The organism is Burkholderia sp. RF4-BP95 (genome assembly GCF_001521985.1).
GTDB classification, from domain to species: domain Bacteria; phylum Pseudomonadota; class Gammaproteobacteria; order Burkholderiales; family Burkholderiaceae; genus Burkholderia; species Burkholderia diffusa.
The window spans coordinates 166,403-180,199 of sequence record NZ_LOSX01000066.1; the positions used below are offsets into that span (position 1 = coordinate 166,403).

General features: G+C 67.2%; 10 protein-coding genes. 2 read left to right on the forward strand and 8 right to left on the reverse strand.

What is annotated here, in order from left to right; all coding sequences use genetic code 11:
• Positions 1-8: 8 nt before the first annotated feature.
• From WS46_RS21905 to WS46_RS21920, 4 genes are all read right to left on the reverse strand, one after another.
• Positions 9-521, reverse strand: a complete 513-nt coding sequence (locus WS46_RS21905; protein ID WP_059524437.1) for a fimbrial protein — start codon at positions 519-521, stop codon at positions 9-11.
• 835 nt (positions 522-1,356) lie between these two features.
• Positions 1,357-2,823, reverse strand: coding sequence for an efflux transporter outer membrane subunit (locus WS46_RS21910; protein ID WP_059691743.1), 1,467 nt, complete (start codon positions 2,821-2,823; stop codon positions 1,357-1,359).
• Entirely contained in the window at positions 2,820-5,957 is a 3,138-nt protein-coding gene (locus WS46_RS21915; protein WP_059691744.1) for a multidrug efflux RND transporter permease subunit, read from the reverse strand. Before WS46_RS21915 ends, WS46_RS21910 begins: the two co-directional genes overlap by 4 nt.
• A gap of 19 nt (positions 5,958-5,976) precedes the next feature.
• The gene (locus WS46_RS21920; protein ID WP_059691745.1) at positions 5,977-7,164 is read right to left on the reverse strand and encodes a MexX/AxyX family multidrug efflux RND transporter periplasmic adaptor subunit; all 1,188 of its coding nucleotides are present in this window, start codon (positions 7,162-7,164) and stop codon (positions 5,977-5,979) included.
• A 150-nt stretch (positions 7,165-7,314) separates the two neighbouring features.
• On the opposite strand from WS46_RS21920, the gene WS46_RS21925 reads away from it, so the two are divergent.
• Positions 7,315-7,980, forward strand: a complete 666-nt coding sequence (locus WS46_RS21925; protein WP_059691746.1) for a TetR family transcriptional regulator — start codon at positions 7,315-7,317, stop codon at positions 7,978-7,980.
• Between the two features lie 311 nt (positions 7,981-8,291).
• Positions 8,292-9,572 carry a M23 family metallopeptidase gene (locus WS46_RS21930; protein ID WP_059691747.1) on the forward strand — a complete coding sequence of 427 codons (1,281 nt, stop codon included), beginning with the start codon at positions 8,292-8,294 and terminating at the stop codon, positions 9,570-9,572.
• Between the two features lie 63 nt (positions 9,573-9,635).
• Here the strand turns inward: WS46_RS21930 and WS46_RS21935 are convergent, their stop codons facing one another.
• The 4 genes from WS46_RS21935 to WS46_RS21950 form a co-directional block, all read right to left on the reverse strand.
• Complete coding sequence (locus tag WS46_RS21935) at positions 9,636-10,358, reverse strand: amino acid ABC transporter permease (protein WP_059691748.1); 723 nt, start codon at positions 10,356-10,358, stop codon at positions 9,636-9,638.
• Positions 10,359-10,360: 2 nt separating this feature from the next.
• On the reverse strand, positions 10,361-11,083 hold the full coding sequence (locus tag WS46_RS21940; protein WP_059691749.1) for an amino acid ABC transporter permease: 723 nt from the start codon (positions 11,081-11,083) through the stop codon (positions 10,361-10,363).
• A gap of 106 nt (positions 11,084-11,189) precedes the next feature.
• The gene (locus tag WS46_RS21945; protein ID WP_059524452.1) at positions 11,190-12,005 is read right to left on the reverse strand and encodes an ABC transporter substrate-binding protein; all 816 of its coding nucleotides are present in this window, start codon (positions 12,003-12,005) and stop codon (positions 11,190-11,192) included.
• Between the two features lie 459 nt (positions 12,006-12,464).
• A complete protein-coding gene (locus WS46_RS21950) occupies positions 12,465-13,769 on the reverse strand; it encodes an MFS family transporter (RefSeq protein WP_059524454.1) in 1,305 nt (434 codons plus the stop codon).
• Between the last annotated feature and the right edge of the window lie 28 nt (positions 13,770-13,797).

Genomic DNA, 13,797 nt, shown 5'->3' on the forward strand with positions numbered 1-13,797 from the left:
ACGGACGCTTACTGGTAGCGAACCGTGAAGTTCGCGACGCCGTCGGCGGTACCCGGCGTCACGCCGGCTGCCGTCGCTTCGTACATCGCCGCGAAGCGTGCGACGTTCGTGCCGTTCTGCAGTACGGTCGGCGCCTTTTGCTCCGCGCCGTTGTCGAGGTATTCACCCGACGCAGACTGCAGGCGGATGCCGACGTTGGTCGCCGAGCCGATCGTGGCGAGCAGCTTCGGCTGGCCCGCGCTCGACGTGCCCGTGAACGTGAAGTACGCGTTCTGCGCGATGCTCGTGTCGCAGTCGGTCAGCTTGATGTCGAAGTTGGTCGGCGTGGACTTGTCGCCGGCCTGCTTGAACGTGTGGGTCGGCACCTTGCCGAGGTTCACGGTCTGGTTGACCGAACCCGAATCGATGCCGCATGCGCCCGCGACGATCTCGCCCGTGAAGTTGATCGTGCCGGTGCCCTCTGCGAAGGCCGAGGTGGACAGGGCTGCGAGTGCGACAGCGGTCAGGAGGGATTTTTTCATGACGTTTTCCGTGTGAATTGCAAAGGGAATGGACGACGTGGCGGATACAAAAGGCAGCGTGTGGTTGGCTCCCGTCCGTCACGAGGCGGCATTATCGAGATAGGAATGAAAGAATTCTGTAAATGATTGTCAAATCGCCCATGACAATCTTCAATTCACCCATCTTCAAACGCACTCTTTCCCTGAAATTCACAATTCCGATATTTTCGTCCGAAGTCCTTTTTAATTCACTGGAACCGACTGAAAAATAAAGACATTTCTTTTTCTCGAATGCGGACGCCCCACTTCGCCTTGCCGGGCAAGGATTTCCAATATCACCAGCCGTGAAAGACAAAATTCTGTCCAATCCCGCCATCGTTGTTCGACCGCAACGATAGTAATCGCCGATTTTCAACTGACAGGAAATTAACGAGCGATTTTCGTCAGCTGCAGTTTTCGCGCAAACGATTGCGCAATTCGCACAAACGTTTTACCGCGACACTTTGTCGCCCTGCATTATTCGCAATACGTGAATTAATCGAATCGTCAATCCCGGATTAAAAGCCACGTGTCGTGCCGTGCGCCGCCACGACATTCGGCGCACGTGCGCGACGATGCGCAGACGACGTTTCAGCGGATTGGTCGGGATCGGAAAGAAGGAAGTCCGGCATGCTCGGGCCGGGATGCGTGTCGAGTCGAAGGCGGGCCTTCGGCTCGACAGCCAGGAGAAAAACGTGGAAGACGAAGCGCGGATGTCACGCGTCGGCGATCTCTGCCGGTACCCCGACAAAGGCAATGCCAACCGGGGGCGACGGCATCTCGCGATGCGCCATCGCCGCCCGGTCCGGCCGGAGCATCACACGGCAGCCGCCCCGGCAGATGCCGGCGCCCACCCGCCGCCCAATGCGCGATACAACGCGATCGCATTCGCGAGCCTGCGCTCCTTGAGCCGGATCAGCTCCTGCCCCGACTCGTACGTGCTGCGCTGCGCGTCGAGCAGTTCGAGATACGTCGCGACGCCGCCCGCATAGCGGCGCTCGGCGAGCTTCAGCCGCGCGCCGTCGGCCGCATAGACGTCCTGCTGAGCGGCGAGTTGGCGATCGATCCAGTCGCGTGCGGTGAACGCGTCGGCCACTTCGCGGAATGCGGTCTGCACGGTCTTCTCGTATTCGGCGACCGCGATGTGCTTGCGTGCGTTCGCGACGTCGAGATTCGCGCGATTGCGGCCGCCCGCGAAGATCGGCAGCGTGATGCGCGGCGCGAACGTCCACACGCTCGTGCCGCCCGCGAACAGGCTCGAGAACGCATCGCTGACCGAACCGTAATCGGTCGTCAGCGCGATGCGCGGGAAGAACGCCGCGCGCGCGGCGCCGATCTGCGCGTTCGCGGCCTTGAGCCGCGACTCGGCCTGCCGGATGTCCGGCCGCCGTTCGAGCAGCGCGCTCGGCGCGCCGGGCGCGACCGGCGCGATCGCGAGCGAGTCGAACGCGGTGCCGTCGGCCGGCACGGTGCGTGCAAAATCGCCGGCGAGCAATTGCAGCGCGCGCACCGACTGCGCGTGTTCGCGCTGCAGCGCGGCCTGCGACGCACGCGCGGACGCGACCAGCATCTCGGCCGAGCGCAACTCGATCGCGTCGCTCGTGCCGGCCGCGTAGCGGCGCTGCGTGAGCGCGGAGATGCGCTCGCGCGCGTCGAGCGTGCGCTGCGCCAACGCCAGTTGCTCGCGCAACGACCGTTCGGAAACATACGCGCCGGCGACTTCGGCAATCACGCCGATATGCACCGTGCGCTGCGCGTCGGCCGTCGCGAAATACTCGGCGAGCGCCGCGTCGGACAGGTTGCGCACGCGGCCGAACAGGTCGAGCTCGTACGCGCTGACGCCCACGCCCGCACGATACAGCCCGCTCACCGCGCTCTCGCGCACGACCGGGTCGTACTGGCGCGTGCGTTCGTAGCCGAGGTTCGCGTCGACCGACGGCATCAGGTCCGCGCGCTGCACGCCGTACAGCGCGCGCGCTTCGTCGAGCCGGCCGGCCGCGATCCGCAGGTCGCGGTTGTTCGCGAGCGCCGCGTCGATCCACGCCTGCAGCGCAGGATCGGTGAAATATGCGCGCCAGTCGTCGAGCAGCGCGGCATCGGCGGACGCAGCCGCCTCGACCGCCTGCGGCGTGTCGCCATCGACCGGCGTATAGCTGGCCGGCACCGGCGCCGCCGGCCGCTCGTAGCGCGGCGCGAGCGAGCAGCCGGCGAGCGCGAACGCGAGTGCCGCGGCCAGCGCGACCCGAGCCCGCGGCGTCGCGCACGCCTTCAGGTAAAACGTCATCGCGAACCCTCCATCGTCGCCGGTTGCGATCCGCCGCGCCGGCGCGGGCCGACGTCGAACAGGCGGCCGACGCTCACGAAAAACAGCGGGACGAGAAACACCGCGAGCACCGTCGCCGTGATCACGCCGCCGAGCACGCCGGTGCCGATCGCCATCTGCGCGCCGGACGCGGCGCCCGATGCGAACGCGAGCGGCAGCACGCCGACGCCGAACGCGAGCGACGTCATCACGATCGGCCGCAGCCGCAGGCGCGCGGCCTCGAGCGCGGCGTCGACGAGCGACATGCGCTGCGCGACCAGATCCTTCGCGACTTCGACGATCAGGATCGCGTTCTTCGCGGACAACCCGATCGTCGCGATCAGTCCCACCTTGAAATAGATGTCGTTCGGCATCGCGCGCAGCGTGACGCCGAGCACCGCGCCGATCACGCCGAGCGGCACGACCAGCATCACCGCGAACGGGATCGACCAGCTTTCGTACAGCGCCGCGAGCGCGAGAAACACGACGAGCACCGACAGCGCGAACAGCATCGGCGCCTGCGTGCCCGACAGCCGCTCCTCGAACGACTGCCCCGACCACGCGTGGCCGATGCCGGCCGGCAGCTTCGCGGCGAGCCGTTCGATCGCGGCCATCGCCTCGCCGCTGCTGTGCCCCGGCGCGGCCGAACCGTTGATCGTGAACGACGGATAGCCGTTGTAGCGCGTGAGCTGCGGCGGCCCGAGCGTCCAGTGCAGCGTCGCGAACGCCGCGAGCGGCACCATCTCGCCGCGCGCGTTGCGCACGCGCAGCTTCTTCACGTCGTCCGGATCGAGCCGGTGCAGCCCGTCGGCCTGCACGATCACGCGGCGCACCTGCGTGCCGTGCATGAAGTCGCCGATGTAGTCAGAGCCGAACATCACCGCGAGCGTCGTGTTGATCTCTTCCATCGACACGCCGAGCGCCGACGCCTTCGCGCGATCGATGTCGAGTTTGATCTGCGGCGCGTCCTGCGTGCCGGCGAACATCAGGTCGGCGAGCGCCGGATCCTTGCCGCCCGCCGCGAGCAGTTGCTCGCGCGCGGCACTGAACGTCGCGTAGTCGAGCCCGCTGCGATTCTGCAGCCGGAAGTCGAAGCCGCTCGTCGAACCGAGATCGGGCAGCGCCGGCGAGTTCATCGCGAACACCGTGGTGTTCGCCGCACCCGCGAAGCGCTCGTTGATGCGCGCGACGATCGCCTGCACGTGATCGCGCCCGGCCTTGCGTTCCTTCCAGTTCTTCAGCGTGACGAAGATCATCCCGCCGTTCGGCCCTTCGCCGTACAGGTTGAAGCCGCCGAGCGCGAACGTGTACGCGGCCGGCTCGTTGTGGCGAACATACGACTCGACCTCGCGCACGCTCTGCATGGTTTCCGCGAGCGGCGTGCCCTGCGGCCGGATCACCATCACCATGAAATTGCCCTGGTCCTCGTCGGGCAGGAACGCGGTCGGCAATTGCGTGAGCATCAGCGCGGCCGCCGCCGTCAGCGCGCCGTACACGACGAGCCAGCGCACCGGCTTCTTCAGCATCGTGCCGACGCGTGCCGCATAACGCTGCGTCGCACGTGCGACCAAGCGGTTGAACCAGCCGAAGAAGCCGCGCTTCTCGTGATGGTCGCCGGACACCGGCTTGAGCAGCGTCGCGCACAACGCGGGCGTCAGCGACAGCGCGAGAAACGCCGAGAAGCCGATCGATACTGCGAGCGCGAGCGCGAACTGCCGGTAGATGTTGCCCACCGCGCCGCCGAAGAACGCCATCGGCACGAACACCGACGTCAGCACGACCGTGATGCCGACGATCGCGCCGCTGATCTGCGTCATCGCCTTGACGGTCGCTTCGTATGGCCCGAGCCCCTCCTCGACCATCAGCCGCTCGACGTTCTCGACGACGACGATCGCATCGTCGACGAGAATGCCGATCGCGAGCACCATCCCGAACATCGTCAGCACGTTGATCGAGAAACCGGCCGCATACATCGCGCCGAACGTGCCCGCGAGCGCGACCGGCACGACGAGCGTCGGGATCAGCGTCGCGCGCAGGTTCTGCATGAACAGGAACATCACGAGGAACACCAGCACGCCGGCCTCGATCAGCGTCGTGACGACCTTGTTCATCGACACGCGCACGAACGACGACGTCTCGTACGGAATCTGGTATTTCACGCCCGGCGGGAAGTACGCGGACAGCGCGTCCATCGTCGCGCGCACGCGCTTCTCGGTGGCCACCGCGTTCGAGCCCGGCGCGAGCTTGATGCCCATCCCGGTCGCGACCTTGCCGTTCACGTACGACGGATAGTTGTAGTCGTTGCCGCCGAATTCGATGCGTGCGACGTCGCGCAGGTAGAGCGCGGCGCCGTCCGGCAGCGTGCGCAGCGCGATCGCGCCGAAGTCGGCCGGCGTCTTCAGCGGCGCGTCGGCGAACACCGTCGCGGCGATCGGCGCGCTGTTCGGCACCGCGCTGCGGCCGATGTCGCCGATCGTCACGCGCGCGTTGTGCGCGCGCACGGCCGACGAGATATCCGACGCGGTGAGGCCGTGCCCGGCCATCTTCACCGGGTCGGGCCAGATCCGCATCGCATATTCGGCGCCCCAGAACTGCACGCGGCCGACGCCGTCGACGCGTCGCAGCGCCTGCACGACGTTCGCCGACGCGTATTCGCCGAGCTGCACGTCGGTCATCCGGCCGTCGTCCGACGTCAGCGACACGACGAGCTGGATGTTGTCGGCGGCCTTCTCGACCTGGATGCCGTCGCGCCGCACGGGTTCGGGCAGCCGCGCCTCGACCGTCTTCAGCCGGTTCTGCACCTCGACGGCCGCGAGATCGGCGTTGACGCCCTGCTTGAACGTCAGGTACAGCGACGCCGCGCCGGCGCTGCTCGTCGCGGACGTATACAGCAGCCCCGGCGCACCGTTCATCTCGCGCTCGATCAGCGCGGTCACCGATTCCTCGACGACCTGCGCGGACGCCCCCGGGTACGTCGCATAAATGCTGACGACGGGTGGCGCGATGTCCGGATACTGCGCGACGGGCAGCGCGCGTATCGCGAACGCGCCGCCGAGCATGATGAAGAGTGCGATCACCCACGCGAAGACGGGGCGATCGATGAAGAAACGTGCCATGTTGGTCTCGGTGAACCGGTCAGGTTTGACGGGCGGCCGCCTGTGACGCGGCCTTCGTCGGCGTTGCCTGCTCGACGGGCTTGACGGCGGTATCGGGCGCGAACTGCGCGGCGTTGTCGACGATCACGCGCTCGCCGCCCGCGAGGCCGCGCGTGATGCGCCAATCGCGTCCGCTCATCCGGTCGGCGACGACCTCGACGTCCTGCACCTTGCCGTTCGCGCCGACCACGCGCACCGACGTGCGGTCGGCCGTGCGCAGCAGCGCATCGCGCGGCACGAGGATCGCGCGCTGATCGACGGCCGCGTCGAGCGCGATCCGCACGTACGCGCCCGGCAGCAGTTCGCGTTCGGGATTCGGGAACAGCGCGCGCATCGCGACGGTATCGGTGGTCGGGTCGACCGCGAGATCGCTGAACAGCAGCTTGCCCTTCAGCGGATACGCGGTGCCGTCGGCGCGCAGCAGCGTCACCGTGACGTCGTGCTGCGCGATGCCCGTCGCGCGCCCGCTCTTCACCGCGCGGCGCAACGCATCGACGTCGGCCGCCGGCTGCGAGAAATTCACGTAGATCGGATCGAGCTGCTCGACGGTCGTGAGCGGCGTTGCCTGGTCCTGGCCGACGAGCGCGCCTTCGGTGACGAGCGCGCGCCGCGCGCGGCCCGAAATCGGCGCGGTGACGGTCGCGTAGTCGAGTTGCAGTTGCGCGCGGGCGAGCTCGGCCTTCGCCGAAGCGACGCCGGCCTTCGCCTGCGCGTCGTCGGCAACGGCCTCCGTGTGATCGCGCTCGCTGACCGCGCGGTCGCGCACCAGGTCGTCGTAACGGCGACGCTTGTCGCTCGCCGCGAGCGCGGCGGCCTGCGCCTTCGCGAGCGCGCCCTGTGCGGCGTCGCGCGCGGCCTTCAGCGGCGCGGGGTCGATGCGGAACAGCACCGCGCCCTGCTTCACTTCCTGGCCTTCTTCGTAAGTCCGCGCGGTGACGATGCCCGCGACCCGCGCGCGCACCTCCGCTTGCCGATACGCGTCGAGCCGGCCGGGCAATTCGACGGTCATCGGCACGGCCGTCGGACGCACCGTGACGACCGTCGCGTGCTGAATGGCCTCCGGCGCCTTGTCCTGTTCGCCCTTTCCGCATCCGGTCACGAGCAGCATGGCCGCGAGCGCGAACGGCGCCAGCCGGAGGCGGCGCCCCAGGGAGCGTTTGTTATTCATGTATGACCTCAGATCGTTCGCCGCCGATACAATGCGGCGGCTCAGGGTGGCCGATTATAATCAGTCACGACTGATTAAATACAGGCGGTTGCAATCGGACCGCCCTACTGTCTCAATAAAACGACAGCGAACTGTAAGGAAATTCACGACATGGCCCGCAAGACCCGGGAAGAATCGCTCGCCATCAAGCACCGGATCCTCGACGCCGCCGAGCTCGTCCTGCTCGAAAAAGGCGTCGCGCAAACCGCGATGGCGGACCTCGCCGAGGCCGCCGGAATGTCGCGGGGCGCCGTGTACGGCCACTACCGCAACAAGATGGAAGTGTGTCTCGCGATGTGCGACCGCGCGTTCGCGCGCACGTCGGAAGGCTTCGACGCGGTCGACAACCTGCCCGCGTTCGCCACGCTGCGCCGCGCGGCATCGCACTATCTTCAGCAATGCGGCGAGCCGGGCGCGATGCAGCGCGTGCTCGTGATCCTCTATACGAAGTGCGAACAAAGCGAGGAGAACGGCGCGCTGCAGCGGCGCCGCATGCTGCTCGAGCTGCAGATGCTGCGCATCACCAAGGCGCTGCTGCGCCGCGCGATCGCGTCCGGCGAACTCGCCGCCGATCTCGACGTGCATCTGGCGGCCGTCTATCTCGTGTCGCTGCTCGAAGGCGTGTTCGCATCGATGATCTGGACCAACCGGTTGCGCGGCAATCTGTGGACCGACGCGGAAGCGATGCTCGATGCGGGCTTCGACGCCGTCCGGACATCTGCTGCGCTGCGCGTGCGCGCGCAAAAATTGCCAGCCGAACCCAAAGCCACGCAATAAATGCTGATTTAACCCGATTTACCGCAGTGCGAAACGAATGCGCTGACCCTCTTTAAAATTTTTAACGTTTCGCGGAACATCGGTAGACTGACGCTGTCATCTTTCTTTAGCGTCTTCGTGATAATCCGGGTGCGACCCGGAAAGTTCACGCCGCCGTTCGAAGCGGGCCTGCCCGCGAGTTGGGTCGAACGGAAACGACACAGGCCCCTGGCGGGGCCTGTTTTGTTGCACGCCCGTCGCCCGCCCCGTCGCCACCCGACGGATATGCCGCCGATGGCTCCCGCCCACACCTCTTTGAACCGCTTTCCTGGATGTGGACACCCTTGGTCAAGCCTGCCGCAACCCCTGATGCTTTCGCGCCCGGCCGCGCGCAGCGCCTCGTGCGCGCGCTCGTGCCGGCCGCCGTGCTCGGCGCCCTCGCCGCCTTCGGTCTCGCCGCCGCGCTGCCGGCCGTCTCGCAACTGCCGGGCGCCGTCGATTCGGGCACGGCCGCGCTGCCGCAGCGCGTGCTGTCCGACACGCCGTTTCCCACCGCTCAGCATTTCGTGACGAGCGAACTCGCGCGCACGATCGGCGAGCGCAACGAACTCGATGAACGCGGCGGCGAGCGCAGCCTGCAGCCGGGCCTGTTCGCGCCGCTCAGCGCGCACCGCAACGACATGCTCGGCTATACGAACCTGTTCCAGTTCGCGGCGCCCGAACAGCAACACGGGATGCGCGCGGGCGACATCGAACTCACGCTGTCCGATACGCTGAACCGTCTCGACGTGCCGCCCGAGGTGCGCATCCAGCTCGGCGATCTCGTGACCGGCAAGGTCGCGATGCGCGCCAGCGCCCAGCGCGGCGACTACTACCGCGTCGCGTACGACACCAACAACGGCACGCCGCACCTCACCGCGCTCGAACTGCGCGTCGCAGGCCGCACGTTCGGCGCGATCTGGTTCCGCGCGCCGGGCGCCGACCACGGCGCGTACTACACGCTCGACGGCGCACCGCTCGAAGCAGCCGCGTTCACGATGCCCGTCAAATGGACGCGCATCAGCTCGTTCTTCGGCGAACGCGTCCACCCGCTGTCGCAGGCGATGGCGTTCCATACCGGCGTCGACCTCGCCGCGCCGTCCGGCACGCCCGTCAATGCGGCGGCCGATGGCGTCGTGTCGTTCGTCGGCACCGATCCGGGCGGTTACGGCCACTACGTGATCGTCGATCATGCGGACGGTTATTCGACCTACTACGCGCATTTGTCCGCGTTCGCGCACGGGTTGAAGACCGGTGAAACCGTGAAGCAGGGCCAGCGCCTCGGCTCGGTCGGGATGACCGGCGCCGCCACCGGGCCGCACCTGCACTTCGAGGTGCGCGTCGCGAACGATCCGGTCGACCCGCTCGTCACGCTCGCGAGCGCGCAGACGGGGCTGTCCGACATGCAGCTCACCGCGTTCCGCCAGGAAGCGGCGCAATGGCGCTTCCGCCTCGCGTCGATCAGTACGACGCCGTTCGCATTCGCGCAGACCGACGGCCCGCTGTGGGGCGACTTCGCGACCGGTCCGTCGACGCTGCGCGCGGTCTTCGATACGCACTACAGCGCGTCCTGACGCAGGCGCACCGAAGCACCATCTCGCCCGTCGCCGTTCGAGCGGCGGCGACGCGGGCGGCCTTCACTGCGCCGGCTCCGTGCGCTCCGCCGCCCGCGCGAGGCGCTCCGCACGCGGACGACGCGACAGCAGCCAGCGCGCCGCGCCGTCGAGCGACGTGCACAACACGAGATAGATCGCCGCGACGAACAGGAAGATCGGCGCCGGATACACCATCAGCCGGTTGTTCACCTGCGTCGCGACGAACGACAATTCCGGCACGCCGACGATATACGCGAGCGACGTGTCCTTCACGAGCGCGACCCACTGGTTGACGAACGACGGCGTCATGATCCGGATCGCCTGCGGCAGCAGCACGTAGCGCACGGTCTGCCAGCGCGTGAGCCCGAGCGACAGCCCCGCCTGCCACTGCCCGTCGCCGGCCGCGACGATGCCCGCATGCACCGCATGCGCGAGATACGCACCGCCGATCAGCGCCAGCGCGCACACGACCGTCGCGAGCCCCGCCACGTCCATGTGCAGCAGCATCGGCATCAGGAAATACGTCCAGAAGATCAGCATCAGCACCGGAATCGCGCGGAAGAAGCCGATGAACGCGAGCAGCAGCACGCGCAGCGGGCCGCGCGCGAGCGCCATCGCGACGCCGAGCGCCACGCCCAGGATCGCCGACGCCATCGCCGACGCGATCGCGAGCACGAGCGACAGCGCGGCGCCGCCGAGCGGGCCGTCCGGGAACGCGCCGACGAGCAGGTACGGCAGGTTGTCGAGCAGCAGCGAGATGTCCATCGTCAGCGCCCCGCCCCGAGCCGGTCACGCCATTGCGTGGCCGCATAGGCGCCGGCTTCGATCGCGGCCACCGCGACGATGTACAGCACGGTCGCGACACCGAACGCAGCGAAGGTCCTGAACGTCTCCGTCTCGACCTGCCGCGACGCATACGACAGCTCGGCGACGCCGATCGCCATCGCGAGCGACGAGTTCTTCACGAGATTCATGTATTGGCCGAACAACGGCGGCAGCGCGATGCGCACGGCCTGCGGCAGCACCACGTAGCGCAGCGACTGCATCGGCGTGAGGCCGAGCGCCGCGGCCGCGTCATGCTGCGCGCGGCGCACGCCGCGCAGCCCGGCTTCGCATTCCTCGGCGACGAACGCGGCCGTGTACGCGCTCAACCCGAACCAGCCCGCGACGAACTCGAACGACGGCCACGCGAGCGTGAGCGGGCCCGCGCTGAGTTGATGGCGCGCGTTCAGCCACGCGACCCACGTATCGGGCAGCAACGACGCCACGCCGAAATACCAGAACAACAACTGCACGAGCAGCGGCGTGTTGCGGAACGCGACGACGTAACCGGCCGCGAGCGTGCGCGGCACCGTGCCGCGCGCATGCCGCATGACGGCGAGCAGCAGCCCGCCGATGGTCGCGGCGAGCGCCGACGCGGCCGCGAGGCCGAGCGTCAGCAGGAAGCCCTGCCAGAGCCAGGACAGATATTTGGGAGCCAACCCGAGCATGTCGTGGTGCGGGTGCGAAGCGCGCGATCGAAAAGAAACGGAAAGTGCCGCGATCCGTGCGCACCGGCGTGGCCGGCGGCGGAACGCGGCGCACCTGGCGTGCGACTCAGGTCTTGTCGCCGATGCGGAAGATGCGCGTGAGCGGCGTCTTCGTCGTCGGCCCGAACCACGCGTCGTAGATCTGCGTCGCGCGGCCGTTTGCCTCGAGGCCCTTCAGCGTGTCGTTGACGAAGCCGAGCAGGCGCGTCTCGCCCTTCGGCACACCGACGCCCATGTAGTCATTCGAGATCGTGAACGCCGGGATCTCGTAGTTCTGCTTGTCGGGCACGTTCGCGAGCAGGCCGATCAGTTTCGGCCCGTCCTGCGTGATCGCCTGCACGTTGCCGGCGCGCAGCGCGGCGAATGCGAACGGCGTGTCGTCGTATGCGACGATCGTCGCCTTCGGGAATTTCTCGCGCAGCGTGATTTCGTTCGTCGTGCCCTTGTCCGCGCCGACGCGCAGGCTGTTCAGCTGGTCGGCCGATTTCAGTACGCCCTTCTTCGCGAGAAACTGCTGGCCCGACGAGAAATACGGGATGCTGAAGTCGACCTGCTTCGCGCGTTCGTCGGTGATCGTGAAGTTCGCGAGCACCAGATCGACCTTGCCGGAAGTCAGGAACGGAATGCGGTTCGCGGGATTGGTCGGCTGCAACTGCAGCTTCACGCCGAGCTTGTCGGCCAGCGCCTTCGCATAGTCGACGTCGAGGCCGACGATGTGATTGCTCTTGCCGTCGACATAACCGAACGGCGGATTGCTGTCGAAGGTCGCGACGCGCAGCACGCCGGCCTTCCTGATGTCGTCGAGGCGGTCCGCGTGCGCGACCGTGCCGGCCGTGACGAGCGCGGCCCCGACGAGCCACGTAGCGAGAGTGTGGAGTTTCATGAGCACGACCTGATTTGATTTGTCATGAGGGCCGCCGCGGATCGCGCGACGGCCGGTTCGAGGAACATCGCGACGGAGTGTGTCGTCGCGAAGCCGCTAACGTATCAGCGCGTGCGGCAATTCCGAACCAACAATTGGTGCTTTGCTCTGCGGGTTTCGTGATGACGCTCGAGACTGCGTGCGCCATCGCGCGCTTCAAAAAAAGACGCCCGCTGCACGCAGCGGGCGCGAATCCCAGTCAAGGAGGTGTCACACGAACTACGGGTTCAGAATAAAGGCATCGCACGCGATGGACAACGAAGCGATTCCGATATCGATATCGCGCGTCCCGCGATGCGCTTGCGCGTGTCCATGCGAAGACGGCGCGCATAAAAAACGGCGCGCCGCCTGTGTGGCGGAGCGCCGTCCCGTTGCACGTTGCCGGTCGATGCGGACAGCCTCGCGAGGCTGCCCCGTCGATCACGGTTCGTGACGCAGATACCCTTCCTTGCTCGGATCGCGCATCCGCCACGACACGATCAGCGAGATCGCGCACAGCACCGTCACGTACCAGTAGAAGGTTTCCTCGCTGCCGATCGACTTGAACCACAGCGCGACGTACTCGGCCGAGCCGCCGAAGATCGCGTTCGCGACCGCATACGACAGGCCGACGCCCATCGCGCGCACTTCGGGCGGGAACATCTCGGCCTTGATGAGGCCGCTGATCGACGTGTAGAAGCTGACGATCGCGAGCGCGATCGTGATCAGCACGAACGCGGCCGTCGGGCTCGTCACGGTCTTCAGCGCGTGCATCAGCGGCACCGTGCCGATCACCGCGAACGCGCCGAACAGGATCATCGACGTGCGGCGGCCGATCTTGTCGGACAGCGCGCCGAACACCGGCTGGATCAGCATGTAGACGAGCAGCGCGACGGTCATCACGTTGCTGGCGGTCTTCGCATGCATGCCGGCCGTGTTCACCAGGTACTTCTGCATGTACGTGGTGAACGTGTAGAAGATGAGCGAGCCGCCGGCCGTGAAGCCGACCACCGTGAAGAACGCGCCCTTGTGCTGCCACACGCCGCGGATCGTGCCCGCATCCTTCTTGTCGCGCGATGCGCTCGTCGACGTCTCGTCGAGCGATTTGCGCAGGTACAGCGAGATCAGCGCGGCCGCCGCGCCGACCACGAACGGAATGCGCCAGCCCCATGCCTTCAGCTCGTCGCCCGACAGCGTCTGCTGCAGGATCACGAGCACGAGCAGCGCGCACAGCTGGCCGCCGATCAGCGTCACGTACTGGAACGACGCGAAGAAGCCGCGGCGGCCCTTCAGCGCCACCTCGCTCATGTAGGTCGCGCTCGTCCCGTATTCGCCGCCCACCGACAGGCCCTGGAACAGCCGCGCGACCAGCAGCAGCGCCGGTGCGAGCGCGCCGATCTGCGCATAGGTCGGCAGCACCGCGATCACGAGCGAGCCGCCGCACATCATCAGCACCGAGATCATCATCGCCGTGCGGCGGCCATGACGGTCGGCGATGCGGCCGAACAGCCAACCGCCGATCGGACGCATCAGGAAGCCGGCCGCGAACACGCCGGCCGTGTTCAGCAGCTGGGTCGTCGTGTTGCCGCTCGGGAAGAACGCCGGTGCGAAGTACAGCGCGCAGAACGAGTAGATGTAGAAGTCGAACCACTCGACGAGGTTGCCCGATGAGGCGCCGACGATGGCGAACACGCGCCGCCGGGTGTCATGCGCGGACAGCGCAGCTTGGTCGGTCTGGACGTCCATGGGTTGGTCTGTTCCTTTTAGTGCTTTC

Bases quoted from the DNA above. Each gene is read 5' to 3' on its own strand.
- WS46_RS21925 (WP_059691746.1), top strand. From the start codon at position 7,315: ATGGCCCGCAAGACCCGGGAAGAATCGCTCGCCATCAAGCACCGGATC.
- WS46_RS21935 (WP_059691748.1), bottom strand. From the start codon at position 10,358: ATGGACATCTCGCTGCTGCTCGACAACCTGCCGTACCTGCTCGTCGGC.
- WS46_RS21920 (WP_059691745.1), bottom strand. From the start codon at position 7,164: ATGAATAACAAACGCTCCCTGGGGCGCCGCCTCCGGCTGGCGCCGTTC.
- WS46_RS21940 (WP_059691749.1), bottom strand. From the start codon at position 11,083: ATGCTCGGGTTGGCTCCCAAATATCTGTCCTGGCTCTGGCAGGGCTTC.
- WS46_RS21905 (WP_059524437.1), bottom strand. From the start codon at position 521: ATGAAAAAATCCCTCCTGACCGCTGTCGCACTCGCAGCCCTGTCCACC.
- WS46_RS21930 (WP_059691747.1), top strand. From the start codon at position 8,292: ATGTGGACACCCTTGGTCAAGCCTGCCGCAACCCCTGATGCTTTCGCG.
- WS46_RS21945 (WP_059524452.1), bottom strand. From the start codon at position 12,005: ATGAAACTCCACACTCTCGCTACGTGGCTCGTCGGGGCCGCGCTCGTC.
- WS46_RS21915 (WP_059691744.1), bottom strand. From the start codon at position 5,957: ATGGCACGTTTCTTCATCGATCGCCCCGTCTTCGCGTGGGTGATCGCA.
- WS46_RS21910 (WP_059691743.1), bottom strand. From the start codon at position 2,823: ATGACGTTTTACCTGAAGGCGTGCGCGACGCCGCGGGCTCGGGTCGCG.
- WS46_RS21950 (WP_059524454.1), bottom strand. From the start codon at position 13,769: ATGGACGTCCAGACCGACCAAGCTGCGCTGTCCGCGCATGACACCCGG.